The sequence below is a fragment of the Flavobacterium sp. FlaQc-30 genome (assembly GCF_044005885.1).
In the GTDB taxonomy this organism is placed as follows: Bacteria; Bacteroidota; Bacteroidia; order Flavobacteriales; family Flavobacteriaceae; genus Flavobacterium.
This window is the reverse complement of sequence record NZ_JBIPCO010000004.1, coordinates 367,579-394,045: the sequence shown is the minus strand read 5'-3', so window position 1 is coordinate 394,045 and position 26,467 is coordinate 367,579. Positions and strand designations below refer to the sequence as shown.

Below are 26,467 nucleotides of genomic sequence, written 5' to 3'. Positions count from 1 at the left end.
ACGGGGCAAAAGGGGATTGAAATACAATAAATTGCTGTTGCAAAAATTCTAAAACACGCATTCTAAAATCTACATTCTTTTCTTTATCTTTGCACTCTTAAAAAAAGCACAAAAATGGCATTATCAGAACAAGAAATCATCAGAAGAGAAAAACTTCAAAACTTACGCAGCTTAGGAATCAATCCTTATCCAGCTAATCTTTTTCCTGTAAATCATACTTCGAAGCAAATAAAGGAGTCGTTTGAAGAAGGTAAGAAGGTTATCGTTGCGGGACGTTTGATGAGTGTTCGTGATCAAGGTAAAGCTTGTTTTGCTGAATTGCAAGATAGCGAAGGACGTATTCAACTGTACGTGAATCGTGATGTTTTGTGTGAAGGCGATGATAAAACGTTATACAACCAAGTATTTAAAAAATTAACTGATTTAGGTGACTTTATTGGTATTGAAGGTGAATTGTTTACTACGCAAGTTGGTGCAAAATGTATTCGTGTAAGCGGTTTTACGTTCTTGAGCAAAACATTACGTCCGCTTCCGTTGCCAAAAGTTGACGAAGAAGGAAACGTTCACGACGCGTTTAATGATGCTGAGTTACGTTACAGAATGCGTTATGTAGATTTAACTGTAAATCCGCAGGTTAAAGAAACTTTCATCAAACGTACAAAGTTGTTTACAGCAATGCGTGGTTATTTTAACGATGCAGGATATCTTGAAGTTGATACCCCTGTTTTACAGTCAATCCCTGGTGGTGCTTCGGCAAGACCTTTTATCACGCACCATAATTCGCTTGATATTCCGCTTTACATGCGTATTGCAAACGAATTGTATTTAAAAAGATTAATTGTTGGTGGATTTGAGGGTGTTTATGAGTTCTCTAGAAACTTCCGTAACGAAGGAATGGACAGAACACATAATCCTGAATTTACTGCAATGGAAATATATGTAGCTTACAAAGACTACAACTGGATGATGGAGTTTGCTGAAGGTTTATTAGAGCATTGTGCAATTGCTGTAAACGGAACTAGTGAAGTTACTTTTGGCGAACACAAAATCAACTTTAAAGCGCCTTACGCTCGTGTTACTATGACGGATTCTATCAAACATTTTACTGGTTTTGATATTTCTGGTAAATCAGAAGAAGAATTGTTTGAAGCGGCAAGAGGAATGGGAATTGAGGTGGACAAAACAATGGGTAAAGGAAAATTGATTGATGAGATTTTTGGAGCGAAATGCGAAGGAAACTATATTCAGCCAACTTTTATTACTGATTATCCAAAAGAAATGTCTCCGCTTTGTAAAGAACACCGTGATAATCCAGACTTGACTGAGCGCTTTGAATTAATGGTTTGTGGAAAAGAAATTGCAAATGCGTATTCTGAATTGAATGACCCAATTGACCAAAGAGAGCGTTTTGAAGATCAAATGCGTTTGGCTGCAAAAGGTGATGATGAGGCTAACGGAATTATCGATGAAGATTTCTTAAGAGCACTTGAATACGGTATGCCTCCAACTTCTGGAATGGGAATTGGAATGGATCGTTTGATTATGTATTTAACAAACAATGCTTCTATTCAAGAAGTTTTATTATTCCCGCAAATGCGTCCGGAGAAAAAACAATTAATTGAATTATCTGATGAAGAGAAAGCAATTATTCACTTCCTTAAAGAGAACGAAAACAAAATGGATCTTGCGCAGCTAAAAGTTACAGCTAATTTAAGCGGTAAAAAATGGGATGCAGCTATGAAAAATTTATCAAAACATGGTTTGACTAAAGTTGCCGTTGAAGGTGAATTTAAATTCGTGGAATTGGTAGGATAAATTATTAAAATCCCAATTTTTGGAAATTCCAAATTCCAAAAATTGATTTTTATAAAATACAAACCCGACAGATAATCTGTCGGGTTTTTTATTTTTAAAAAGAATACTTCTCTATTTTTTTAGAATTAACATCCAAAACCTTTGTACTTTCTTTAGGAACATTCCCTTTTACAACTTCCTGAACAGATGGATTTGAAGGGTATTTTCCGCCTTTCATTTTTAAAAGATGCAATTTTCCTCCACTTTCAAATATTAAATCATAGAACTTTTCTGTTGATGAAGTCGTTACATAAATTGGATAATCGGTTACAGTAAAACGATTGATTACACTTCCATCATTATTTAAAATATATCCTGAACATCCTCCGCTTCCGCAGAAATAAGAGTTTGAGAAACCTACAAAGTATTCGTTTTTCTTATCATTATTCAAATCAAATTCTTGATAATAAAAATAACGATCGTCTTTTGTCATAGCTGGAATATCTTTCTTCAACAAAACACTTAATTGTTTCCTAATCAATTCGACTGCTTTATCATCTCTCGGAGGCGCTTCGTTGAGATTTGCTGTTCCTCCCAATGTTTTAGACAAAGTGTCCTGCACAATAGTTTTTACTATATTTTTCGATTCTGTTTTATTTTGACATGAATACAATGCCAAAATTGCAATTGCAATTACGATTTTACTTTTCATAGTTTGTTCTTTTAAATTTTATATCTCTATAATCAATTCTAAACAAGCAAAGCTGCTTTATTTTCAATATTATTCTCAGTCAATAATGATTTAATATTATTAAATGTTACCAACGCAATCTGAGTTAAAGCTTCATTGGTAAAAAATGCCTGATGTGCCGTTACTAAAACATTAGGAAAACTCATTAACCTTTGAATAGCATCATCCTGAATAATATCTGCAGATAAATCTCTAAAGAATAATTTTTCTTCCTGTTCGTAAACATCAATTCCTAGATAACCTATTTTACCTTCTTTCAAGCCTTCAATAACCGAAGCCGTTTCAATCAATCCGCCTCGGCTTGTATTAATAATCATCACATTATCTTGCATAGAAGCAATTGAATCTTTATTGACAACGTGCTTTGTTTGAGCATTTAACGGACAATGGAGCGAGATAATATTACTCGATTTAAAAATCGTTTCCAGCGACACAAACTCTACACCGTCTTTTATCATTTCATCATTAGTAACAATATCATACGCCAATACTTTACAGCCAAAACCTAACGCAATTTTCGCAAAAGCTTTCCCTATATTTCCTGTTCCAATAATCCCAACCGTTTTTCCGAATAAATCAAAACCTAACAATCCGTTTAGAGAGAAATTTTGTTCGCGAACACGATTGTACGCTTTATGCGTTTTTCTATTTAATGTCAAAATCATTGCCATTGCATGTTCAGCAACAGCTTGCGGAGAATAAGCAGGAACGCGGCAAACTTTTAAGTTGTATTTCTTTGCAGCTTCTAAATCAACATTATTAAAACCTGCACATCGTAATGCAATAATTTTTACTCCTTTTTCTGCCAGCTGCTTAATTACGGCTTCGTTTACTATGTCGTTTACAAAAACACAAACAACAGTGGTATTTTCAATTAAAATAACAGTCTGGGGATTAAGCTGGGTTTCGAAAAAATCCAATTCAAAACCATCATTATACTGATTAAAAAAAGCTTTATCGTAAGGCTGTGTTGAAAAAAAGGCGATTTTATTTCCGCTGATTGTAGTAACTAAACTCATAATAAATTGTTCTTGGATTTTAATTTGTTTATACCTTAAAAATACAAAAATAATTCTAGATGCCTCTTTTAAAATAAAGCTTTAATGTTTTACGTTTCAATTTGTTAAATAAAGCACAATTCTAATTACCCAATTAAACCTATTGATTTTAACATTGTCTAACCGATATAAACAATTAAAAAACTTACATCATGAAAAAATTATTTATCGCTGCTTTGCTATTTGTTGGAATAGCAAGTTTTGCACAAGAAGCTGACCAAAAACCTATGCGTGAGCACAAAGAAAAACTAACTCCAGAGCAACGCAGTGAAAAGCAGTTAAAAAAACTAACTTCTGAGTTAAATTTAGATGCAAACCAACAAACACAAGTAAAACAACTTTTAGCAGATCGTAACGCAAAAGCTGAAAAATTTAAAGAAGCCAGAAAAGACAAAAAAGATAGCAATGTAAAACCAACAGCTGCTGAAAAAGAAGCTTTCAAAAAACAAATGATGGATGAAAAAGAGGCTAATGATGCTAAAATGAAAGCAATTTTGAACGCTGATCAATACAATAAATGGAAAAACATTCAGAAAGAAAATCAAGATAAGATAAAAAATAAAATGAAAGAACGAAAAGATCTAGAATAAAAAAAGAGGCTCGAAAGCCTCTTTTTTATTATCTATAAATCTACACCTTAGGATTTAAAATTAAATCAATTCTTTTAATACAATCCTCATAGTGATATTTTGTTTCTGCATTTGTTCCTAATGCTTTTGCAGCCGTAAGCGATTTTTTTAATGTATTTAACTCACCGCGTACCAAAGCTCTAAGATCAGACTGAGAAACGTTGTAATATCCACTTGCTCTGTCTGATGGCTTCATCTCTTCTGTCATCAAAGTTCCCATTCTGTCGATATAAGCACGTTGAAGGTTTCGACGGTAAATGGTAACACTAGCAGCGCTGCCAGCCTCTTTCCAAATTCCTTTTCTCATATCTTTAAAGAAATCTAAAGCTTTATAAGTATCAGCACCCAAAATTTCATTATCCATTAATCTTCCAATACGTCCTAAACTTAATAAGTTATTTAGATGTCTAACTTGTAAACTTCTAAACCTTTCAGTATAACCAGCATAATCTGTATTCTTTAAAGTATTTAAATTTACAATCCAAGTTGGAGATGCAAAAGCATTTGTCTGTAACCAATTCATTGCTTCGATTTGCTTTGCCTTTGGAACAACTTCGTATACATTTCCTGCTTGATTTGGATTTTTAAGGTTTTCATATACTCCGCCAACATTAGTTACAACGTGACCTACATAACGACTCCAAACATCCAATAATTCCTTATACAATTCGTCTAAATCTTCATAGTTGTTGGTAACATTACTCGTCCATTCATTTAAATGATTGGCTACAAATTCAAGATTTTTAAGTCCGTAAGAACTCGCTTTCATTGAGTTATTTCCAATATCTTCTGTTTGCGAAGAAGGATCGAAAGTACTGCTTTGTTTACCATATTTATAAATTGGATTTCCTGCTTTATCCAAAATCCATTTGTCTAAAGTCGGAGTTTCGTCTTGAGGAGTTTTCGAATTTGGAATTACTCTATAACCCCAGTTTAAAGCATAATGATCATAGGCTCCCATTTTACGAATAAAACGAACATTTTTATCTCCCGGCTGCGCAATATAATTGTATCTCGCATAATCCATGATACTTGCTGCAATACCGTTTTGCTGTGTAAAATCACCATTTCTGTAACTTTCTGTATCAAAAGCACAGCTTGCTCCCATATTATGAGGAAAACCTAATGCGTGACCAACCTCGTGAGCAATTACCATTCGCATCATTTCGCCCATTTCTTCATCACTAGTCTGCAATGTTCTAGCTGATGGGTTTGCCGCTCCAGTTTCTAACAAATAACGATTCCTGTATGAACGCAAATGATTGTGATACCAGATAACATCACTTTCTATAATTTCTCCCGTTCTAGGATCAGAAACACTTGGTCCAACAGCATTTCTTGTTGTACTGGCAACATAGCGTATTACAGAATAACGAACATCTTCTGGGCTAAAATCGGGATCTTCTTCTTTTGTTGGAGCATCTTTGGCAATAATAGCATTTTTAAAACCAGCAGTTTCAAAAGGCTTTTGCCATTCTTCAATTCCTTGTTTAATATATTTTCTAAGTTTTTCCGGCGTAGCTGGATCTAAATAATACACAATTGGTTTTATTGGCTCAACCAATTCTCCTCTTGCATAAGCCTCAGGATCTTTTGGCTCTAATCTCCATCGTCTGATATAAGTTTTAAGATCCGATTTCAATTCATTGCTTCCATAATCGTATTGGCTTATAGTAAACCATCCTACACGTGGATCTGCTAATCTAGGTTTCATTGGCACTTCTGGCAGTAAAACCATCGACTGATTCATCTGAATACTAATTGACTCTGTTTCTTCTAACATTGAAGGTTTTGAAGCATTATAAGTCATATCCTGAATCACTTCAATATTCATAGGAAAACTTTTAATCGTATTGATAAAACTTCTTGAATCATCAAGTCCTTTTACTTTATACGTTTCTCTCATTTGACCAGAAATTCCGCTGATTGCTTTTACATCTGTACTGTAAAATTTAGTAACATCAATAACGGTGTTTGCAGAATCTTTACTAAAAGCAACAATATCAAAAGCAAACAATGTAGGATCATAATTATTTGATTTAACCGAAATACTTATCGGCAGCGTATCATTTGCAACCGCATTATATGATTTTGATTTAATTAGAATTTTATCTTGAAAACGCTGCCAAACAATCAATTGTTCATTTGTTTCAGAACCTGCGTTTACATACCCACCCCCAAGATTAGAAGGCAGTTTAGACAATCTGCTCACCAGAAGCATATCTTTATTTAGATATTTATTTGGAATTTCGAAGTAAAACTTTTTATCTACTTTATGAACCGTAAAAAGACCTTCGTCAGAAACGGCATCTTTAGTAATTACTTTACTGTACTCTTTGATAGAAGATTCAGATTTTTTTTCTACCGGTGCTCCAGTACTCTCTTCTTTTTTAGATTTCTTTTTTGTCGATTGGGCAAACTGACTTTCAGGAAATAACATAAAAACTGCCATTGCAGTAAAAATGAAAATTTTCTTCATTTATTATAGGTTTTAATGGTTATTTGTTAAACAAAAATAATTTTTGAATGCAATTATACAAGTATTTTAGTTATCATTAACTTTTTATTAACTAAATACAAACTACAGTTTACAACAATAAAAAAGGTTTGACTTTTTGTAAAAGTCAAACCTTTTAAAATAAATAGTTACTATAAATTAAAATGTTTTCGAAACTTTATCGATCGCATTAATTGTAAAATCTAAATCTTCATACGTCAAAGCATCCGTTATAAACCATGTTTCATAAGCAGACGGCGCAATATAAACACCTTCCTGCAATAAACCGTGGAAGAATTTTTTAAACGTTTCGTTATCTCCTTTTGCAGCAGTTTGAAAATCCACAACAGGATTTGCATCAAAATGAACAGAAATCATCGAACCAACTCTATTGATCGTAAAAACAACGTCATTTGCTTTTAAAACCCTGTCTATTCCAGCTTCTAAATAAGCCGTTTTTTCTTCTAATCGAGTAAAAATTTCACGATCATTATCTAACGCTTTCAACATTGCATATCCAGCAGCCATTGCTAATGGATTTCCAGATAATGTTCCCGCTTGATAAACTGGTCCAAGAGGTGCTAGATAATTCATTATTTCTTCACGTGCAGCAAAAGCTCCAACCGGTAATCCACCGCCAATTACTTTTCCGAAAGTTACGATATCAGCATTGATATTATACAATTCCTGAACACCTCCGCGAGCCAAACGGAAACCTGTCATAACTTCATCAAAAATCAGTAAAATTCCGTTTGCTGTACACAATTCTCTTAAACCTTCTAAGAAACCTTTTGCAGGCGGAATACAACCCATATTTCCTGCAACTGCTTCAATTATAATAGCAGCAATCTCACCTTTATTAGCTTCGATTAAAGTTTTTACATTCTCTAGATCATTGTATTTTGCTAACAAAGTATCTTTTGCAGTTCCTTCTGTAACGCCTGGACTGTTTGGCGAACCAAAAGTTACAGCACCGCTTCCAGCCTGAATCAAAAACGAATCAGAGTGCCCGTGATAACAACCAGCAAATTTGATGATTTTATCTCTTTTCGTAAATCCGCGAGCCAAACGAATTGCACTCATACAAGCTTCTGTCCCTGAATTTACAAATCTAATTTTGTCAATATTTGGAACCATAGAAACAGCCAAAGCTGCAATTTCTGTTTCCAATTCAGTCGGCATTCCAAATGAAGTTCCCAGTTTTGCTTTTTCGATTACTGCATCAACAACCGGCTGATACGCATGACCTAAAACCATTGGTCCCCAAGAATTAATATAATCTATTAATTTGTTTCCGTCTTCATCATATAAATAAGCACCTTTGGCACTTTTTACAAAAATTGGAGTTCCTCCAACTGCTTTAAACGCTCTTACTGGCGAATTTACTCCTCCGGGAATTACTTTTTCTGCTTCAGCAAAAAGCTGACTACTTCTTTTATATAACATTATAATATTAGATTTCTGATATTAGATTTTAGATTGTTTGAAACGGACTGAACACTAAAAAACTGCACACTTAATTACTTAACCTTAAGCCTCTGCCCAATCGAAATTGCGTTATCAGTCAGATTATTTTTTCTTTTTAAATCTTCAACCAATAAATTGAATTTCTTTGAAATTGAATATAGCGTATCTCCTTTTTGAACCTCATACAAATTCGGATCGTATTGACTCATGTTGATCTTTGGATCAGAAGCTGCATCATAAGATGATTTTTTTGGTGGGTTCGAAGTATTTATTGGCACATAGTTTCTTCCTGTAACCAAACAATCATATTGATGCAGATTATAACGCTCAATATAACTGATTAACTTATCTGGATATTTCGGATCTGTTGCGTAGCCACAAGCCCTAAGTCCTTTTGCCCAAGCTTTGTAATCGTCTTTTTCATAAGTAAACAACGACTCGTATCTCTTTTTTCCAACCAAAAATAAAGCATGATCTCTATAAGATTCTGCCGGTTCTGGGTATTTTCTAAAACATTCTTGAGCAGAATCGTCATCATGACGAACACTTTCGCCCAGCCAATCTTTATGGCATTTAATTCCGAAATGATTATTAGCCTCAAGTGCCAAATCGCCTCTTCCCGCACCCGATTCTAAAATTCCCTGCGCCAAAATTATACTAGCCGGAATTCCGTATGTTTTCATGTTTCCTATCGCAATATCTTTATACTGCAAAACATAATTATTAATTAAATCATTGGTTACAACTGTTTTTGAAGTAGAATGAATAACCTCAGTTGTATTATTTGTAGAAAGATAATTTTTACCTATCGGCTTAGCAGGAGTAGTTTTTCTAGTCGTCGCTACTCGCGGTTTCTGGACCGCCGCTGCTTTCTTTGTCGTGGCAATAGCTGGTTTACTAGAAGAACAGCTTGCCAAAACCAATATCGTAAATAACAGTACAATTTTTTTAATCATTCGTTTTAAGTATTGGTAATTTTTTCTGCTTCAACTTCATATTCATTCCATCAACTCCCTGTAATCCACCTGTGTGAATAAGTAAAATTTTTGAATGTGCAGGAAAATATTTTTTGTCTATTAAATCTATAACGCCAAAAACCATTTTTCCTGTATAAATTGGATCTAAGGGCACTTTTGTTTTTTCAAAAAATGCATTTATAAATTCGATTAACTCTAAATTTATCTTGCCATAACCTCCAAAATGATAGTCAGAAATCAAATTCCAGTTATCTTGTTTGGCAAAAATACGAATTTCATCTTGTAAAAAGTCACCTTTTAATGCTGGAAAGCCCAAAATTTTCTGATTTTTTGCCGAACTATTTATTAATCCCGAAATAGTTCCTCCAGTTCCAACAGCACAGCAAACATAATTAAAAGCAACATCTTCCTGTGTTAAAATTTCTTCACAGCCTTTTACAGCAAGTTCATTTGTGCCACCTTCAGGGACTAAATAAAAATCGCCAAACTTGTTTTTTAATTGCTCAACAAACGTATTTTCGCTCTTAAGTCGATAATCTTCTCGCGAAACAAACTCAAACTGCATTCCGTTTTCCTGAGCAAATTTCAAAGTTGGATTGTCTTCGATTTTATCTCCAAGTTCATCGCCCCGAATAATTCCAATAGTTTTAAAACCCTGCTCTTTTCCTGCATACGCCACCGCAGCAATATGATTGGAAAATGCACCGCCAAAAGTCAATAAAGTATCTTGATTTTCATCTTTCGCCTGAAGTAAATTGTATTTTAACTTCCGAAATTTATTCCCTGAAACAAACGGATGAATTAGATCTTCTCGCTTTATAGTCAAAGAAATACCATCTGGAAAACTAATATTAATAGACTGATTAAAAACTGGATTCATTTTAATTTGATATAATTTAAAAACCGAAAAAAAGATCTGTTTTTTAAATAATTTAAGTTTGTTTCATTACTGTAAGCTTCTCTTTCAAAACTAATATTTCGATACGCCAAATCTTTATTTTTATACTGAATTAAACGAAATAGAAATTCGAAAAAATACCAAATAAAAAACGGAATTATTAAAAGTTCTAACTGCTGTCTTAAATGAATTTTTTCATGATTAACAAAAACGCCATTTGTTTTATCAAAATCATATTTCATCAAAACAAAAGGAAATACAGCCATTCCGCGATATCCTTTTGGAATTAAATATTTGCTAACAATCAGAAACATTGGCTATAAAATTTATAAATTTGTAGCTATAAAATTGTTCATTTTCATTAAAATCATAATCAAATATTCCTATTTTTGATTTTTATGTTTATTAAAATTGAACGCGAAGCAGATTTATGAAAGAGCAAAGTAATGAAAATAAATTAATCGAAGGTGAAGATTTTTACTATACACCCGAAGGTTATAAATGCTTTACTGAAAAACATCATTTAAAACGTGGTTATTGCTGCAAAAGCGGCTGCCGCCATTGTCCGTACGGTTTTGATAAACGAACTGGAGAAATAAGAAAGAAAACTAATTAGCCAATTTGAAAATGTGTCAATTAGATAATTCAAAAATCTAAAATCTAAAATTATTAATGGATATCCAATCACGAAAATTTAGGATTAAAATCCACAAGTCTTATCATAGGTCGGATATCCGTTATCCCTAGTTTTTCTAATTAGAAACTCTGTTAATGTGCCGATGAGTCAATTTGAAAATGAGATAATTATTTCAGATTGAATTTACATTGATAGGTATTTCGCTCTTATGGAGCTTTTACCAACTGACCGCATTGTTTTCTATAAATATTACGCCTTTCCAAGGCTTTTGGATTTGGTAAATTTTACATTTCACAAAGCTCCGTGAGGAGCGGTATATTTATAGAAACAATTAGTCATCTGTCACATTTGGGCCCCAGCGGGGCGGCATAATCTAAAAAGCAAAAAATTAATCTGTTGTTAATCTAACAAAAGTACCTTAGCGTCTTAGAACCTTAGCAACTCAGCATCTTAAAAAAATGACTTTCAAAGAACAAATACAGCAAGGAATTCCCTCAATATTACCTCCAAAGGCAACATATGATCCAGCTATTAATCATGCTCCAAAAAGAAAAGAAATTCTTTCGGCAGAAGAGAAAAAACTAGCTTTAAAAAATGCATTACGCTATTTTGAACCAAAACATCATACTGAACTAATTCCTGAATTTTCAGAAGAATTAGAAAAATATGGACGTATTTATATGTATCGTCTTCGTCCAGAGTATAGAATGTACGCAAGGCCAATTGACGAATATCCGGGAAAATCACTGCAGGCAAAAGCGATTATGCACATGATTCAGAACAATTTGGATTATGCTGTGGCACAGCATCCGCACGAGTTGATTACCTACGGTGGAAATGGAGCTGTTTTTCAGAACTGGGCACAGTATTTATTGACGATGCAGTATTTGTCTGAAATGACAGACGAGCAGACTTTAACGATGTATTCAGGACACCCGATGGGATTATTCCCTTCTCATAAAGAAGCACCGAGAGTTGTGGTTACAAACGGAATGGTTATACCAAATTATTCTAAACCTGACGATTGGGAAAAAATGAATGCTTTAGGCGTTTCGCAATACGGACAAATGACTGCAGGAAGTTATATGTACATTGGACCGCAGGGAATTGTACACGGAACTACAATAACGGTTTTAAACGGTTTTAGAAAAATAAAACAAAGTCCTGAAGGAAGTTTATTTGTAACTTCTGGTCTTGGCGGAATGTCTGGTGCACAGCCAAAAGCTGGAAATATTGCGGGCTGTATTACAGTTTGTGCCGAAGTAAATCCAAAAATAACTAAAATTCGCCATGAGCAAGGATGGATTAATGAAGTAGTAACTTCTACAGATGAATTAGTGGCGAGAGTAGCTTTGGCGAAAGCCAATAAAGAAACAGTTTCAATTGCTTATTTAGGAAATGTCGTTGACGTTTGGGAACGTTTTGATCAAGAAAACATTAAAATTGATTTGGGTTCAGATCAAACTTCTCTTCATAATCCGTGGGCTGGAGGTTATTATCCAGTTGGTATTTCTTTTGAAGAAGCAAACAAAATGATGGCCGAAAATCCGGATTTATTCAAAGAAAAAGTTCAGGAAACATTACGTCGTCATGCTGCTGCGATTAATAAACATACGGCAAAAGGAACGTACTTTTTTGATTACGGAAATGCTTTTTTACTTGAAGCTTCACGCGCAGGCGCAGATGTAATGGCCGAAAATAATATTGATTTTAAATATCCAAGCTACGTTCAGGACATTATGGGACCAATGTGTTTTGATTATGGATTTGGTCCTTTTAGATGGGTTTGCACCTCTGGAAAACCAGAAGATTTGCAAAAAACAGATACTATTGCAAGTCAAGTTTTAGAAGAATTAGCCAAGACTTCTCCGAGTGAAATTCAGCAGCAAATGCAGGATAACATTAAATGGATAAAGGGCGCGCAGGAAAACAAACTTGTTGTAGGCTCTCAAGCTCGAATTCTTTATGCTGATGCCGAAGGAAGAATTAAAATCGCCGAAGCTTTTAATCAGGCAATTGCAAAAGGCGAAATTGGTGCTGTTGTTTTAGGACGCGATCATCATGACGTTTCTGGAACCGATTCTCCATATAGAGAAACGTCAAACATTTATGACGGATCACGCTTTACGGCTGATATGGCAATTCATAATGTAATTGGCGACAGCTTTAGAGGAGCAACTTGGGTATCTATTCATAATGGCGGCGGAGTTGGCTGGGGAGAGGTTATAAACGGCGGTTTTGGTATGGTTCTTGATGGTTCTAAGGAGGCTTCAAAACGTTTAGCATCAATGCTTTTTTGGGATGTTAACAACGGAATTTCAAGAAGAAGCTGGGCTCGAAATGATGAAGCCATTTTTGCCATAAAAAGAGCTATGCAAGTAGAGCCATTATTAAAAGTAACTTTGCCTAATATTGTTGACGAAAGTCTGCTTTAATTTAAAAGGTATTTATTATTTAATAAATGTCATCCTGAGCGAAGTCGAAGGCTTATAGTAACAAAAGACCTTTAATTTTACTCAGCCTGATAAATACAAAAGAGAACATTAAATTTTTTATAACTATGAAAACATTCAAATTAGTTCCGATTTTTCTGCTATTGATCTTAAGTTCATGCAGCAGTGTTACTGTATATTCTGATTACGACAAAAGTGTCGATTTTGCGCCTTATAAAACGTATGCTTTCTTTAAACCTGGAATTGATAAAGTCGAAATTTCTGATTTGGATAAAAGACGTATTCTTCGTGCAATCGATCAACAAATGCAAGCAAAAGGATTTACAAAAAGTGATAATCCAGACTTATTGGTAAACATTTTTACCAAATCTAGAGAGCAAGTTGATGTAAATCAATTTAGTGCCGGCTGGGGTTATGGCTGGGGATGGGGATGGAATCCTTATATGATGTACGGCGGAAACCAAACTACCGTTTCTACTTCAACTGAAGGAACTTTATACATCGACCTAATTGATGCAAAAAAGAAAGAAATGATCTGGCAAGGTGAGGGAATTGGTGTTTTAACTAGAAACATTGATAAAAAAGATGAGCGAATTGCAGAATTTGTAGGCAAAATTTTAGCTCAATATCCTCCTGTAAAAAAATAATTATTTACTTTTGCTATTCAATTAGTATAAAAAATGACAAACTTTAACAACATTATCATCGCTATTATCAGCATTATTGCAATTCAGCAATAATGGCGAGGTGTTATATAAGTATGTAAAATATAATTTATAAGAACCTCCCACATTGGGAGGTTTTTTATTTTAAGAATAATTAAAAAGTCGCCACGAATTACACAAATTAGCACGAATTTTTATAGACAGCATCTAAAATAAAATTAGTAGAAATTCGTGTAATTCGCGGCAAAAAAACAAACAATATGAGTTTATTCAACGAAATCCTTAATGCAAAAAAGCAGCTTGAAAATGTAGTTGCTGCGACGCCTCTTACCCAAAATTTAAATCTTTCAGACGAATTTAAATCAACTATTTTATTAAAACGAGAAGATTTACAAATCGTACGTTCTTATAAAATCAGAGGTGCTTACAATAAGATTTCTTCCTTAACTGAAAAAGAAAAAGTAAACGGAATTGTTTGTGCCAGTGCAGGAAATCATGCTCAAGGTGTTGCTTATTCCTGTAATCTTCTGCAAATAAAAGGCAAAATTTACATGCCAAAAACTACTCCAAAACAAAAAGTAAAACAAGTGCAATTGTTCGGGAAATCGTTTGTAGAAATTGTTTTAACCGGAGATACTTTTGATGATGCTTATGCTTCGGCAACGGCAGATGCTATCAAGAATCACAAAACATTTATCCATCCTTTTGATGATGAAAAAGTAATTGCTGGGCAGGGAACTGTAGGTTTAGAAATTCTCGAAAGCTATAAAGAACCTATAGATTATGTTTTTGTGCCCATTGGCGGCGGCGGACTGGCTTCTGGATTGTCTGAAGTTTTTAAACATTTAAGCCCAAATACTAAAATCATTGGCGTTGAGCCAAAAGGCGCTCCTTCGATGAAAACTTCTATTGAGGAAAATAAAAATACTGCCTTAAAAACAATAGATAAATTTGTTGATGGTGCCGCTGTAAAACAAGTTGGCGATAAAACTTTTGAAATCTGCCGCTATAATCTTGAAGATATTATTCTGGTTCCAGAAGGAAAAGTATGCACAACCATTTTACGTTTGTACAATGAAGAAGCAATGGTTGTAGAACCTGCGGGTGCATTAACAATTGCTGCGCTGGATTTTTATAAAGATAAAATAAAAGGAAAAACTGTGGTTTGCGTTGTCAGCGGAAGCAATAATGACATTGAAAGAACTGCCGAAATAAAAGAGCGCTCACTGCTTTATGAAGGTTTAATGCATTATTTCATGATTCAATTTCCACAGCGTCCGGGAGCTTTAAAGGAGTTTGTAAACAACATTTTAGGTCCGGATGATGATATTACTTATTTTCAATTTGCTAAGAAAAACAGCCGAGAAGTAGGGTCTGTTGTCGTTGGTTTAGAGTTGAAAAACAAAAAAGATATTATGGCTATCAAAATGAAAATGACGCAATATGGGTTTGAATTTCAATATTTAAACGACAATCAGGATTTGTTTACGCAGTTAATTGGGTAATTATTTCCTGCCTGATAAATATCAGCAAATAAAGAAGAAGTTATGACGTATTTTTGCAAATCAATTTTATTTAGAAAAACATGGAAACGCTTAAAGACATTTCAAACATAGAAGACATAAAACAAATGGTTAACAGCTTTTATGATAATGTTAGAAAAGACGATCTTATTGGTCCAATTTTCAATGATAAACTGCAAGATCGCTGGGAACCGCATTTGCAAAAAATGTACGGTTTTTGGCAGACTATATTATTTGATGTTCGTGCTTACTCAGGCACACCATTTCCGCCTCACAAGCAATTACCTGTAGATAGAACTCATTTTGACCGTTGGATTCAAATTTTCAATACTACAATCGATGCGCAGTTTGCTGGAGAAATTACCGAAGAAGCTAAAATGCGTGCAACAAACATGGCTTATATGTTTAATCATAAAATTGAACATTTTAGAAATGTTGAAAATGAACTAAAAAATGCAATTAATAAATCTTAAAAGAGCAATATTTTAATACAATCGCAATAGTACTTTATTACTTAAACTCAATTTAATTTAGGTAATAATTACAATATGCGCCTAATCTGTAAACTTCCTTTAAAATCTACAAAAACGCAATAAAGGGCATTTTCGAACAAAACTTTTGTGATTATTATCACAAAAAAGGTGGTTTAAATTCGTAATTTTACATTTTAACCTAGAACGTTTTCGAAATGAATCCAAATATAGAAACCAATCCGCTTTTAGAGAGATTGCCAAAACATTTAAAGCAATTTATTAAACCTCAAGATTATAGTGATTACACTCCAATTAATCAAGCGGTTTGGAGATACGTTATGCGCAAAAATGTAGATTATCTTTCAAAAGTAGCGCATCATTCGTATTTAGAAGGTTTACGCAAAACAGGAATCGAAATAGATTCAATTCCAAGTATGTATGGAATGAACCGAATTCTAACTGAAATTGGCTGGGCTGCTGTTGCTGTTGACGGATTTATTCCGCCAAATGCATTTATGGAATTTCAGGCATACAATGTTTTAGTTATTGCATCGGATATTCGACAATTAGAACATATTGAATATACTCCTGCTCCAGACATTATTCACGAAGGTGCAGGTCACGCTCCTATTATTGCCAATCCAGAATATGCAGAATATCTAAGACGTTTTGGCGAAATTGGATGTAAAGCGATTTCATCTCATAAGGATTACCAAATGTATGAAGCGATTCGTTTGCTTTCTATTTTGAAAGAAGCTGAAGATACGCCGCAGGAAAAAATTGACGAGGCTGAAAAAGCGGTTGCCGATTTGCAAAACGATATGGGCGAATTGTCTGAAATGGCTCAAATTCGAAACTTGCATTGGTGGACGGTTGAATATGGTTTGATTGGAACTGTCGAAGACCCAAAAATTTACGGTGCAGGATTACTTTCGTCAATTGGAGAAAGTGCTTGGTGCATGACTGATAATGTAAAGAAAATCCCTTATGATATTTCGGCTGCAAATCAAAATTTTGATATTACGCAGCTACAACCGCAGCTTTATGTAACACCTACTTTTTCTTATTTAAGCTTAATTCTGGAAGAGTTTGCTAATAAAATGGCATTGAGAACTGGAGGTCTTTCTGGAATTAAAAAACTGATTCAGTCAAATGCTTTAGGAACAATTGAGTTAAGTACTGGTTTACAAATTTCAGGAGTTTTCACCAATGTTCTTGAAGATGAAGGAAAACCAGTTTACATACAAACAACTGGAAAAACAGCTTTAGCTTACCGCGAAAAAGAATTAGTCGGCCACGGAACTTTAACACATCCACATGGTTTTGGAAGTCCGATTGGAAAACTAAAAGGCTTTAATCTTGCCATTGAAGATATGAGCCCGAAAGATTTACAAGCTTACAGTATTGTAGAAAACGAAACGGTAAAACTGGAATTTGAGGGTAATATTATTGTTGAAGGTGAAATTATTACAGGATCTAGAAACTTACACGGAGAAATTATTCTGATTAGCTTTAGAAATTGTACTGTAACGCATGGCGAAACTATTTTGTTTCAGCCAGATTGGGGAAATTACGATATGGCAATTGGTAAAAAAGTCGTTTCGGCATTTTCTGGTCCTGCTGATGTAAATAGTTTTGACTTAATCAATATTGTTCCCACAACAAAAACTATTAAAGCAAAACATTCAGAAGAACGTAATGATTTAGAAGGTTTGTATGCAAAAGTTAGAGATATTAGAAAAAATAAAGGTTCTAAAACGGAGTTGAAATCTGTTTTTGAAAATCTAAAAAACAATCATTCAAATGATTGGCTGTTGTCTGTTGAAATTACAGAACTCTTAAAAGATTCTGACGAAAAACAACTTTTGCAAGAAGTATTAGTTTACTTGGATCAATTGAAAACAAAACGTCCTGAAATTGCACATTTAATTTCTGGTGGATTGGATTTGATTTTTGATAAAGAAACTGTTTAAGCTTTAAGGCACAAAGTTTTTTTTCATCAAATTGCAAGCATAGAATTATATTGAATTGCCTCCTGCTTTAGCTGGAGGAAAAAATAAAGCCAAAATCAAAAGGCTTTAGCCAAATCTTATATTTTGGCTAAAGCCTTTTTCAGTTTCTTGATGAATACCTCCAGCTAAAGTAGGAGGCAATTCAAAAAATCATTTTAATCCATGTATCCCGATAGCTATCGGTAGTGGTAAAAACCTCTGCCCCTTTGAGTCTTTGCCTCTTTGAACCTCAAAAAACTACAATTTCAAATCCTCGCTTAAATCTGCATCAGATTCAATCGTTTTGCCATTGTATTGCAATTTCCAACCCATTGAATTGGTTAGGATTAAAATTTTAGACAATTCGCTTATCAAACGGTTTTGTGCGTTACTTTTTAACGAAGATTTTTCGATTTTCTTGGCTAGATTGGCTTTTACCGATTTGTTGATTTTATTATAATCATCTCCTGTAAACGGATTCAGTTTACTTTGTTCAACATCGTAAAACTGAATATCAGGATTTATAGTAATCTCTTCTTTTGGAATGTTTAAAATCGTAATGGTTTTATTTTTTTCATCGATGTCGTATTTCATTTTATGCAAATCATAAGCAACGGTAACATTTGCATTTACCACAATAAGTGCTTTTTTCTCAAATGAAATCATATCCATCAAATACTTCTGCTGGTTTTTATAAGTGATTACTTCAGAGAAATGTCCTTCGGTAACAACCAACTTCCCTACATTAAGTATTTTCTCTTGAATTAAATTGGTATTATAATCAATTGTTGAATCGTCATCTTTTTTGAACTCACAATATTTAAAAGCCAAAACAATGACTAAAATAATAACACCAACGCCAATAATTCTTTTTACTAAGTTTTGCATTCTAATAAAATGTTTAGACGAATTTACTTCTTTTTTTAGTTTTTTGCGCCATGAATCTCACTAATTACAGGAATTTTTTGAAGCGTTCTTTTTAAAATTAAGCACTAAACACAAAGTATTCAATTAGCAAAAATTCGTGAAATTCGTGGCAAAAAAAATCCTTACTAACTTTTTTTCTTTTAGCTAGCTAAAGTTTTTTCGCAACGAATTGCACTAATTACACCAATTTTTCAGTATGATCTTTTTAAAATTAGGTAATAAATACAAAGCATAGTATTAGTGAAAATTCGTAAATTTTGCAGCAAAAAAAGTGACTAAAATCCTTTAAAATGGATATCCAATAGCGATATTCAAAATCAGATTATCTTTTCGCCATGTACTGCTTCCAAAATTAATATCATCAATAACCCAGCGCTGTCCGTCTGGCAATGCAGGATTTCGAAGCGGAAAAGCCAAATCTGTTCTTAGAATCAAGAACGATAAATCAAAGCGCAATCCAGCTCCAGCGCCTATTGCAATTTGTTTCATAAAATCTTTTGAAATTTCGGCTCCGGGTTTATTTGGGTCGGCGTTTAAAAGCCAAATATTTCCAGCATCTAAAAACACTGCACCTCTCACAATGCTAAAAAGCTTTGCCCTGTATTCGGTATTAAACTCCAACTTTATATCTGCAGATTGATCTGGTGTATAATTATCGTTTGTTGTTGGCGGAATCACATAACTTCCCGGCCCTAAAGTTCTTGCTCTAAAGGCACGAATACTATTTGTTCCTCCAACTACAAACTGCTTTGAAGCTGGCAGTGTATTCGAATTTCCATAAGCAAACCCCGCACCTACAATAAGTCGGCTGGCTAATTCGCTTTCTTTTCCTAATTTTAAATAATGTCTAAAATCTGATCTAATTTTTACATACTGACTAAAAGGAACATCAAGTATTTTTATCGTGTCATTTTTCTTAATATTGGCTCCTGTAACCAAACCTGTAAGGTTTCCTGCTAAATCTATTTCGCCATTAAAATAAATCGTATTTTTTCGACGTTTCTGCATCGTATTAGTATAGGTATAACTGTAAGTTGGGCCAAAAATCAGCTGCTTTTCAATTACTTTTCCTAATGCTGCGTCTTCTTTAATATCTTCTAAATATTCTGGCGTAACATGATTTGGACTTACATAAGTTATATCTATAACGTTCAATTGATGCTCTTTACGAATGTTTTCTTTCCATAAATAACCAAATGATGTATTAAAAGAATTCAGGGCGTACAATTGTGTTCTTTTTTGATATTCATATCGTACTGTAGCTTTCGTTCTTGGCACAAATTCACTGCTTCCTTCAATATTAAAAGGAGTTACAAATCTTGGCCAAGTCAAACTTGTTTCGGCTCCAAGCTTATAAATATTTTTACCTTTATTTACGCCGCCAAGCTGAAAATCGGCTCCGCCAAAAATAGAAGCCGTCAGCAATTCGGCACCTTTAAGTAAATTTCGGTTATTCCAATTCAAGTTAATTTCTGTTCCCGTATAACTCGCTGAATTTGTTTTTCCTAAAACTTCAACTCGTATAAACTTTTTAGGCAGAAGCGTTAAATAGTAATAAGAATCTAAAGCATTTTTTATGCTGTCTGAAGGCTTGAATTCATTTTTAACAAAACTAAAAGTTCCCAGATTTACAAAACGATTCAATGTAAGATTATGATCTTTTCTATTATACAAATCTCCTTTTTTAAAATATATTGTTCTGTCAAAAACCCTTGGTTTAAAAGTCTCTGTTGTGTCAATAATTGTAAAATCTTTGTATTGTGTAATATTCTTTTTTCTGTAAACTGCGCTGTCGTTTGTCAAAGAATAATTTGGGTAAACAAATATGCTATTAATTTTATATGCGGTTAATGCTTTAGGCGGCGTATCAGGTTTTATTATTATTTTGATTTTTACCTCGTGATCGCCTTTACTGCTGTCTACTCTAGCTAAAAGATAATCTGGATTAAAATAAAAATAACCTTTCTCTTTTAGTCTGGCATCAATACGTTCACGTTCTGCTTTTATAACGTCTAAGTCGTATGGTTTTCCTACTTTCAGCAAACTTCTTCGGCTTGATCTTCCAATTATTCTGGACATTGCCAGGGAATCATCAGGAAAAGTTACACTTTTTATTATATACTGTTTTTTAGGTATAACGATATATTCTGCCGTAGCACGTTTACTTCTAACGGTAGAATCTGCACTTACCTGCGTTTTAAAATAACCTCGATTTTCAGTAAAATTTCGCAAAACTGCGGCATTATAATCTAAATCGACTTTGCTAAAAAGTACAGGCGCCTCGCCTACTTTATTTCGCAGCCAATATCTAGTTCCTTTTTGTTTTTTAGGTTCACCGGCAAGATTATAAATCAGTAATTTAGGGCGTAATCCAAAAATCTGTTTGTTAGGTTTTGGGCGCAATAAGCCTTCTAATTCTGTTTCAAGTGCTTTTCTATCTTTCTTTTTCATGATCGAATCTTTCACCGTAACAGATGCTCCTGTATAAAGTAAATCGCCCTCTGGCAGATATTTTGTATTACTGCAGCTTAAAACAAAAAAAAGGCTGAACAGTACAAAATACTTTACATATCGATTTTCTATATGATTATGTTTTTTGCTCATTACCTTTTATTTGATTTTCTTTTAGCTCTTGCTCTTCTTTCTCTTTCTGTTTTCTTTTTTCTTTACGAATTTTCTCTTCCTTTATCATTTGCTTTTCTTGCTCTGAACGATGAAAAAGCTCTCTAAATTTATTGTAACTCATCGTAATAATAAAAGCAACCCCAGTTTCTACAACCTGACCTTCTACTGCAACTTGGTACTGATTTTTTCTATAAGCACGAACCATATATCGGCCGTCTTTTGTAATTTGATAATCCAAGGCAACATCGCCCGCAATATTGGTGCTTTCTTCATTGGCACGTTCTGCACCTTCAACGCCAAAACTGCTTCCAACAGTTACTTTCAAACGATCATCAAGCAGTTTTTTAGAAACTGCAACATTCAAATCAGTTCTATTTTGCATAGTTCCAGAAGTGTAATCTTCTGATGATTCTAAATCAAAATTAATTTCAAATCCAGTAATTAAATCGCCTGCCAGATTATTTAATTGCTGCGAAAGAATTTTACTCACACTTTGTCTTGCCAAAGATTCTGCACTTGTACCTCCGCTCTCGCTCGCAAACGGATTTTGCCCAACAAATCGATTCAATAATAAAAGCGCAAAAACCTGTTTATTTAATTCTGCAGGATCTTGTTCTAATTGCTTTAGTTTTGCTTTTGTTTTCGTTACAACATCAGAAGAAACATCGTAATTACCATCTGGCAGATTAATTCCAAAAGAAATATCCGGTTTCATTAATTCTCCATTCATTTTCAACAACGTCTGAAAAGGAAGTTTTTGCTTATAAGTATTTCTTGAAGCAGTGTCATCAGTCGGAAGCTGGTCTCCAACCAAATCAATCGGTGCAGCATTTACTTTATAAATTGCTGTAATATTTAAATTTGCCATTGTAGGCTCACCATTCCAAGTGATATAACTTCCTTTTTGAATGTCGAACTTTCTTTTAATTCCGTTAAAATTCATTTCGTAAGCACCATCTGAAAATTCATATTTCCCTGTTAAAGTTCTTTTTCCTGACTGATCAATTCCGCCGACTAATTCTGCTTCTCCTTTTAGTTTTAAATAATCACCATTTGCCTTATCAATCAACAAAGTTAGTTCTGCTTCTTTATCAATTGAAATCGCAACATTTACATCCATTCCTTTTACTTGCGATTGATCCAGTTTATTTTGTAGATCAACAGTTTGTTTTAAATACATATTATCTTCATCAACAAACTCTACAATTCCTTCACGATCGGCTATCGAAGGATCTGACTGCGGCATTACAACCGTAAATTTAGTTTCTTTATTGATTTTAATGGTTCCGCCAACCACAGGACTTTCAAGGTTTCCTTTGATAGTCAGTTTGGTGTCTAAAAATAAATCTCCATAGAATAAATCATTATCAACTTCTTTAGAATGTATTGCTCTAAAGTCGTCTGCAGTAACAGCCAAATCAAAATTATAATCTCTAAAATCTGTCGATTTTATAGTTCCGTTTACCTCTAATTCATTTTCATTTTCATCAGAAAGAGAGAATTTATCAAATGAAATGGTTTCGTTATTAAAAGCAATTGTTTCATTTCCTGTTTTAAAATAAGAGTTTAACTGCGTTACTCTAAAACCAGCATCATTAAAATTAAGTTCTCCGTTTATTTTTGGAGCAGCTGCATTTCCTATAATTTTAAAATTACCCGATAAGTATCCTGTTCCCTCAGTAATGTTTCCCATACTAAAGCCTTGAATACTTTTAATATTGAGTTTATTTATGGCAACGTCAAAATCAAAATTTCCTGCATCAATTGTGTACGTTCCATTCAAATTAACATCATTCCCTTCATCACTCAAAGTCACATTTGCGGCTAGAAGATTTGCCGCTTTGTTGTCTACTTTTATTTCTAAATCTCCTACTTTTTCACCTTTAAAAGTAAAATCATCAATTTTTAAATTTGAAGTAAAAATTGGGTTCGTCATTATATTTTCGACTAAAGCAGAACCGTTAATCAAACCTTGCATCAACAATTCGTCTTTTTTAACCATATTCATAATGGTTTCGATTTTGAAGTTCACAAAATCAACTTGAAGCGGTGCATTATTTTGTGTTCCCTGAGATTGAAGTTTTAATTCATTGCCGTTATTATCCAAATAAAATTTACTGACATACAAACGTTTGTCTCCAAATTCAATTGCATTCTCTGAATCGATATTCCATTTATCATAGTTGAGAATAAAGTTCTCAGCATCTATTTTAAATATGTTTTTCGAATCTTCTGCCTTAAATTCTCCTGCAATAAAATACTGCTGTTTCTCTTTTGCATCTTTGACTTCAAGTGCATAATTCAGTATATTATTCTCAACTTTTCCAGACAAACTGGTGAATGGAATTTTTAGTGAACCGCTTTCAATTGTTGCAATTGAAACTGAATATTCTAAAGCATTTTCTTTGGCTTCGATATTAATTTTTCCGTCAGCGATTGTATTTTCAGCATATACAATTCTCGGAATTGTTCCTTTTATTTCTAAAGAATCGGTTATATTATTATATTTTCCAGAGATTTTAATGGGTTCTAAACTGGTAAGTTTTGGAATCAGTTTAAACAAAATTGGGTCGTTATTTACGGTCAAGGTAAAAGCTAATCTTTGCTCATCAGATTCTCCGTTTACTTTTGGATTTTTTAAATCGATATATTTTGACAATGATTTTTTAATGGCTGCTGCCAAAGTTGTCAATTTGTATTTTCCATCTACTTCTGCCATTAAAAACTGAGAAGATATTTTAATATTATTTCTAGTATTATCTGAAAAAGCAATTAAACGAACTGAATCTAAAACAATTGGTTCAGTATCCTGTAAAATCTGAATATTCGAAAGAAGCACTTTTCCGTTCAAAAAATCTGGATTGCTATTCGCAATATCTGCGTCGACATTTCCACGAAGCTTCATTGGACCAGCATGCAGATTCAGTTTTTCTAAATCGGCAATGTCAAGATTTAATTTAAGTTTTACTGTTGGAAATTTATCTTTCGTATCACCGCTTGCTGTTAGATTAAAATTCAAATTAGGATCCTGCATTCCTGATTTTACAGCAAAAGAGCCGTTTGCAATATTTCCTTTTAATGCTAAATCTCTATAAGTATAACGATTAAAAACCGCTTTCTTAACCAATCCGTCAATTGCTGCATTTGCCGTTTTTGGATCTAGACCGTTTCCTTTTACTTTCGCTTTAAGTGTAATTTTTCCGATTGAGTCATTTTTGATCAATCTGCCTAAATCAAAATCAAGCAAATAAACGGTCGCGTCATATTTCTCTCTTTTTTTTATGCGTTGATCAAATAAAGCGTCCACTTTTGCATTTCCAAAACTGCTGTTTAAAGTCAGATTGGTTTTGAAATTCTGAGCCGAACCTTTAAACTTTCCGCTTAGATTGAGCTGAGATGGCAATTGAATGTTTTTGGGAATTGTTCCTGCAGGCACAAACGAATTTATATCTTTTGAAGTGCTCGACAGTTTTTTAATATCTAAATCATAATACGCTTTTTGCGCGTCAGGAAGTCCCGTAATTTTTCCCGAAAGCAAAACTTTTGTAGTTCCGATTCCGCTCATTTCAAACTTCGGAATATTTAGGTCTTTTACCTTTCCGCTTACGCGGCTGTTTACATATAAAATTGCATTTGGATTGCTTTTAAAAGGATTTGTTTTCTGCAAATCCGGCACAAACAATAAAATGTCTTTAAAACCTATTTTCGATTCTTTTAAACTGGCATCAATCACAAGATTTGAAATGTCTTTTTGCAAGGCGGCAAGCGATTTATATTCTACCTTAATTTTATCTTTTACAAGAGTTTGAGGCGTCTTTAAATACAAGTTATCCAAAAAGGCATTTTTGGGTCCGTAAAAGAAATCTGTTTTTAAAGCCTGAATATTTAAGCCGCTTTTTTCGTTTACGGTCAGCGTTTTTATATTTCCCGAAATTGTATCATTGGCATAATACAATTTCTCTGCCTGAAAGTTGATTTTACTTAAATCTAGATGACTATAATCTAAACCTTTTGAAATTGGTTTTGACTGCATATCATCAAATTTAAAAGCAACATTTTCTATGTCGATTTTATTTAGTTTCGCTTTCCAGCCGGCTTGTTTGATTGCTGTTGTATCTAAATTTGGGGTTTGAATTTGTTTGTCTTTTATTCCTAATCTTAGATTTCCGCTTAAATCTTTAAGCTCAAAAGCATTAAGATCTACAAGCTGTTTGTTTAAATTAATTTCATTAAATGATAATTTTAAACTGCCAAGTTTTATTCCTGAGTCTAATTTTGAATCTTTGTTATCATAAGCAATATCAATTTTTGACAAACTGATTTTACCTAGTTTTAAATTGAAGTCTGTTCGCTGCGAAATTGTATCAGCAGTTTTTACTGAAACTTCAGCAATTTTCTCTACAACATCCTGATTCAAAACCAATTTAAATCCGTCAAGATCAATATTCGGAATATCAAAATTCATTTTATCGAGATCGAATTCTTTGAATTTGGTATCAAAATGTGTCAGTTTTACACGAACATCGTTCTTCGAATAATCATCTTTAAAATTGAAATTAACGTTATCGAGATTTATTTTTACAACTGATATTTTGAAGGGTTTACTATCTGAATCTTCTGCCTTTGGCTCTTTAGATTCAAAGGCTTTGATGATATAATCGAAATTGAAAACGCCGTTTTTGTTTCGCGAAATATTAGCTTTTACATTTTCTAATGAAACAGAGTTAATCTCTAGCTCACTGCTGACTATTTTAAAAAGATCTACATCCAATTCTAAGCGTTTTCCTGCCAGAAGTGTGTCTTTTTTTTGATCTTCAAAATAAAATCCTTCCAGAACTATGTCTTTTGGAAATTTAATGGAGATATGATCTAAGGAAACTTTGGTTTTAATTTTATCTTGAAGATAAGTAACCGCTTTGTCTTTGACATAATTCTGAACGGACGGAACCTGAATTAACACGATAAGAAGCAATAAAAGTATAATTACAGAAACCAAGCACCATAATAGTACACGTAATGTTTTTTTTATATAATGAATGGTTTTCTTATTCATGCGCTGCAAATACGATTAGATTATAGTTGCATTTTGTATAAAACAGCAT

18 protein-coding genes are annotated in these 26,467 nt (G+C 33.5%); 8 read left to right on the top strand and 10 right to left on the bottom strand.

Features of this window, described 5'->3' with window-relative positions; genetic code table 11:
• Positions 1-114 precede the first annotated feature (114 nt).
• A complete protein-coding gene (gene lysS / locus ACHRV0_RS11890) occupies positions 115-1,815 on the top strand; it encodes a lysine--tRNA ligase (RefSeq protein WP_395440985.1) in 1,701 nt (566 codons plus the stop codon).
• Between the two features lie 94 nt (positions 1,816-1,909).
• Here the strand turns inward: lysS and ACHRV0_RS11885 are convergent, their stop codons facing one another.
• Positions 1,910-2,506, bottom strand: a complete 597-nt coding sequence (locus ACHRV0_RS11885) for a hypothetical protein (RefSeq protein ID WP_395440984.1) — start codon at positions 2,504-2,506, stop codon at positions 1,910-1,912.
• Between the two features lie 38 nt (positions 2,507-2,544).
• Entirely contained in the window at positions 2,545-3,564 is a 1,020-nt protein-coding gene (locus ACHRV0_RS11880; RefSeq protein ID WP_395440983.1) for a 2-hydroxyacid dehydrogenase, read from the bottom strand.
• Between the two features lie 191 nt (positions 3,565-3,755).
• Here ACHRV0_RS11880 and ACHRV0_RS11875 point away from each other — a divergent pair, with 191 nt between their 5' ends.
• Positions 3,756-4,193, top strand: coding sequence for a hypothetical protein (locus ACHRV0_RS11875; RefSeq protein ID WP_395440982.1), 438 nt, complete (start codon positions 3,756-3,758; stop codon positions 4,191-4,193).
• A 40-nt stretch (positions 4,194-4,233) separates the two neighbouring features.
• Here the strand turns inward: ACHRV0_RS11875 and ACHRV0_RS11870 are convergent, their stop codons facing one another.
• From ACHRV0_RS11870 to ACHRV0_RS11850, 5 genes are all read right to left on the bottom strand, one after another.
• Complete coding sequence (locus ACHRV0_RS11870; protein ID WP_395440981.1) at positions 4,234-6,711, bottom strand: zinc-dependent metalloprotease; 2,478 nt, start codon at positions 6,709-6,711, stop codon at positions 4,234-4,236.
• 177 nt (positions 6,712-6,888) lie between these two features.
• Complete coding sequence (gene hemL / locus ACHRV0_RS11865) at positions 6,889-8,175, bottom strand: glutamate-1-semialdehyde 2,1-aminomutase (protein WP_395440980.1); 1,287 nt, start codon at positions 8,173-8,175, stop codon at positions 6,889-6,891.
• 74 nt (positions 8,176-8,249) lie between these two features.
• Positions 8,250-9,152 carry a glucosaminidase domain-containing protein gene (locus ACHRV0_RS11860; RefSeq protein WP_395440979.1) on the bottom strand — a complete coding sequence of 301 codons (903 nt, stop codon included), beginning with the start codon at positions 9,150-9,152 and terminating at the stop codon, positions 8,250-8,252.
• Positions 9,145-10,053, bottom strand: coding sequence for a 1-aminocyclopropane-1-carboxylate deaminase/D-cysteine desulfhydrase (locus tag ACHRV0_RS11855; RefSeq protein WP_395440978.1), 909 nt, complete (start codon positions 10,051-10,053; stop codon positions 9,145-9,147). Before ACHRV0_RS11855 ends, ACHRV0_RS11860 begins: the two co-directional genes overlap by 8 nt.
• The gene (locus tag ACHRV0_RS11850) at positions 10,050-10,385 is read right to left on the bottom strand and encodes a hypothetical protein (RefSeq protein WP_395440977.1); all 336 of its coding nucleotides are present in this window, start codon (positions 10,383-10,385) and stop codon (positions 10,050-10,052) included. The genes ACHRV0_RS11855 and ACHRV0_RS11850 overlap by 4 nt, the downstream gene beginning before the upstream one ends.
• Positions 10,386-10,501: 116 nt before the next feature.
• On the opposite strand from ACHRV0_RS11850, the gene ACHRV0_RS11845 reads away from it, so the two are divergent.
• From ACHRV0_RS11845 to ACHRV0_RS11820, 6 genes are all read left to right on the top strand, one after another.
• Positions 10,502-10,687, top strand: coding sequence for a DUF5522 domain-containing protein (locus tag ACHRV0_RS11845; protein ID WP_071636586.1), 186 nt, complete (start codon positions 10,502-10,504; stop codon positions 10,685-10,687).
• A 479-nt stretch (positions 10,688-11,166) separates the two neighbouring features.
• A complete protein-coding gene (locus ACHRV0_RS11840) occupies positions 11,167-13,143 on the top strand; it encodes a urocanate hydratase (RefSeq protein ID WP_395440976.1) in 1,977 nt (658 codons plus the stop codon).
• Between the two features lie 125 nt (positions 13,144-13,268).
• Positions 13,269-13,808 (top strand): DUF4136 domain-containing protein, encoded by a 540-nt coding sequence (locus ACHRV0_RS11835; protein ID WP_129023221.1) that lies wholly within the window; start codon positions 13,269-13,271, stop codon positions 13,806-13,808.
• Positions 13,809-14,086: 278 nt separating this feature from the next.
• Positions 14,087-15,331, top strand: coding sequence for a threonine ammonia-lyase IlvA (ilvA, locus tag ACHRV0_RS11830; RefSeq protein ID WP_129023222.1), 1,245 nt, complete (start codon positions 14,087-14,089; stop codon positions 15,329-15,331).
• An 80-nt stretch (positions 15,332-15,411) separates the two neighbouring features.
• Entirely contained in the window at positions 15,412-15,822 is a 411-nt protein-coding gene (locus ACHRV0_RS11825; protein WP_129023223.1) for a group III truncated hemoglobin, read from the top strand.
• Positions 15,823-16,037: 215 nt separating this feature from the next.
• Positions 16,038-17,795: an aromatic amino acid hydroxylase gene (locus ACHRV0_RS11820; protein ID WP_395440975.1), complete on the top strand. Its 1,758-nt coding sequence runs from the start codon at positions 16,038-16,040 to the stop codon at positions 17,793-17,795.
• 276 nt (positions 17,796-18,071) lie between these two features.
• Here ACHRV0_RS11820 and ACHRV0_RS11815 read toward each other — a convergent pair whose 3' ends face one another.
• The 3 genes from ACHRV0_RS11815 to ACHRV0_RS11805 form a co-directional block, all read right to left on the bottom strand.
• Positions 18,072-18,701 carry a DUF4230 domain-containing protein gene (locus ACHRV0_RS11815; RefSeq protein ID WP_089053885.1) on the bottom strand — a complete coding sequence of 210 codons (630 nt, stop codon included), beginning with the start codon at positions 18,699-18,701 and terminating at the stop codon, positions 18,072-18,074.
• Positions 18,702-19,025: 324 nt separating this feature from the next.
• On the bottom strand, positions 19,026-21,344 hold the full coding sequence (locus ACHRV0_RS11810) for a BamA/TamA family outer membrane protein (protein ID WP_395440974.1): 2,319 nt from the start codon (positions 21,342-21,344) through the stop codon (positions 19,026-19,028).
• On the bottom strand, positions 21,328-26,418 hold the full coding sequence (locus ACHRV0_RS11805) for a translocation/assembly module TamB domain-containing protein (RefSeq protein WP_395440973.1): 5,091 nt from the start codon (positions 26,416-26,418) through the stop codon (positions 21,328-21,330). The genes ACHRV0_RS11810 and ACHRV0_RS11805 overlap by 17 nt, the downstream gene beginning before the upstream one ends.
• Positions 26,419-26,467: the final 49 nt, after the last annotated feature.

What these genes read in the sequence shown, in the direction of transcription:
- ACHRV0_RS11880 (WP_395440983.1), bottom strand. Translation starts at nt 3,564, where the DNA reads ATGAGTTTAGTTACTACAATCAGCGGAAATAAAATCGCCTTTTTTTCA.
- ACHRV0_RS11840 (WP_395440976.1), top strand. Translation starts at nt 11,167, where the DNA reads ATGACTTTCAAAGAACAAATACAGCAAGGAATTCCCTCAATATTACCT.
- ACHRV0_RS11825 (WP_129023223.1), top strand. Translation starts at nt 15,412, where the DNA reads ATGGAAACGCTTAAAGACATTTCAAACATAGAAGACATAAAACAAATG.
- hemL (WP_395440980.1), bottom strand. Translation starts at nt 8,175, where the DNA reads ATGTTATATAAAAGAAGTAGTCAGCTTTTTGCTGAAGCAGAAAAAGTA.
- ACHRV0_RS11810 (WP_395440974.1), bottom strand. Translation starts at nt 21,344, where the DNA reads ATGAGCAAAAAACATAATCATATAGAAAATCGATATGTAAAGTATTTT.
- ilvA (WP_129023222.1), top strand. Translation starts at nt 14,087, where the DNA reads ATGAGTTTATTCAACGAAATCCTTAATGCAAAAAAGCAGCTTGAAAAT.
- ACHRV0_RS11815 (WP_089053885.1), bottom strand. Translation starts at nt 18,701, where the DNA reads ATGCAAAACTTAGTAAAAAGAATTATTGGCGTTGGTGTTATTATTTTA.
- ACHRV0_RS11820 (WP_395440975.1), top strand. Translation starts at nt 16,038, where the DNA reads ATGAATCCAAATATAGAAACCAATCCGCTTTTAGAGAGATTGCCAAAA.
- lysS (WP_395440985.1), top strand. Translation starts at nt 115, where the DNA reads ATGGCATTATCAGAACAAGAAATCATCAGAAGAGAAAAACTTCAAAAC.
- ACHRV0_RS11805 (WP_395440973.1), bottom strand. Translation starts at nt 26,418, where the DNA reads ATGAATAAGAAAACCATTCATTATATAAAAAAAACATTACGTGTACTA.
- ACHRV0_RS11845 (WP_071636586.1), top strand. Translation starts at nt 10,502, where the DNA reads ATGAAAGAGCAAAGTAATGAAAATAAATTAATCGAAGGTGAAGATTTT.
- ACHRV0_RS11885 (WP_395440984.1), bottom strand. Translation starts at nt 2,506, where the DNA reads ATGAAAAGTAAAATCGTAATTGCAATTGCAATTTTGGCATTGTATTCA.
- ACHRV0_RS11835 (WP_129023221.1), top strand. Translation starts at nt 13,269, where the DNA reads ATGAAAACATTCAAATTAGTTCCGATTTTTCTGCTATTGATCTTAAGT.
- ACHRV0_RS11875 (WP_395440982.1), top strand. Translation starts at nt 3,756, where the DNA reads ATGAAAAAATTATTTATCGCTGCTTTGCTATTTGTTGGAATAGCAAGT.
- ACHRV0_RS11860 (WP_395440979.1), bottom strand. Translation starts at nt 9,152, where the DNA reads ATGATTAAAAAAATTGTACTGTTATTTACGATATTGGTTTTGGCAAGC.
- ACHRV0_RS11870 (WP_395440981.1), bottom strand. Translation starts at nt 6,711, where the DNA reads ATGAAGAAAATTTTCATTTTTACTGCAATGGCAGTTTTTATGTTATTT.
- ACHRV0_RS11855 (WP_395440978.1), bottom strand. Translation starts at nt 10,053, where the DNA reads ATGAATCCAGTTTTTAATCAGTCTATTAATATTAGTTTTCCAGATGGT.
- ACHRV0_RS11850 (WP_395440977.1), bottom strand. Translation starts at nt 10,385, where the DNA reads ATGTTTCTGATTGTTAGCAAATATTTAATTCCAAAAGGATATCGCGGA.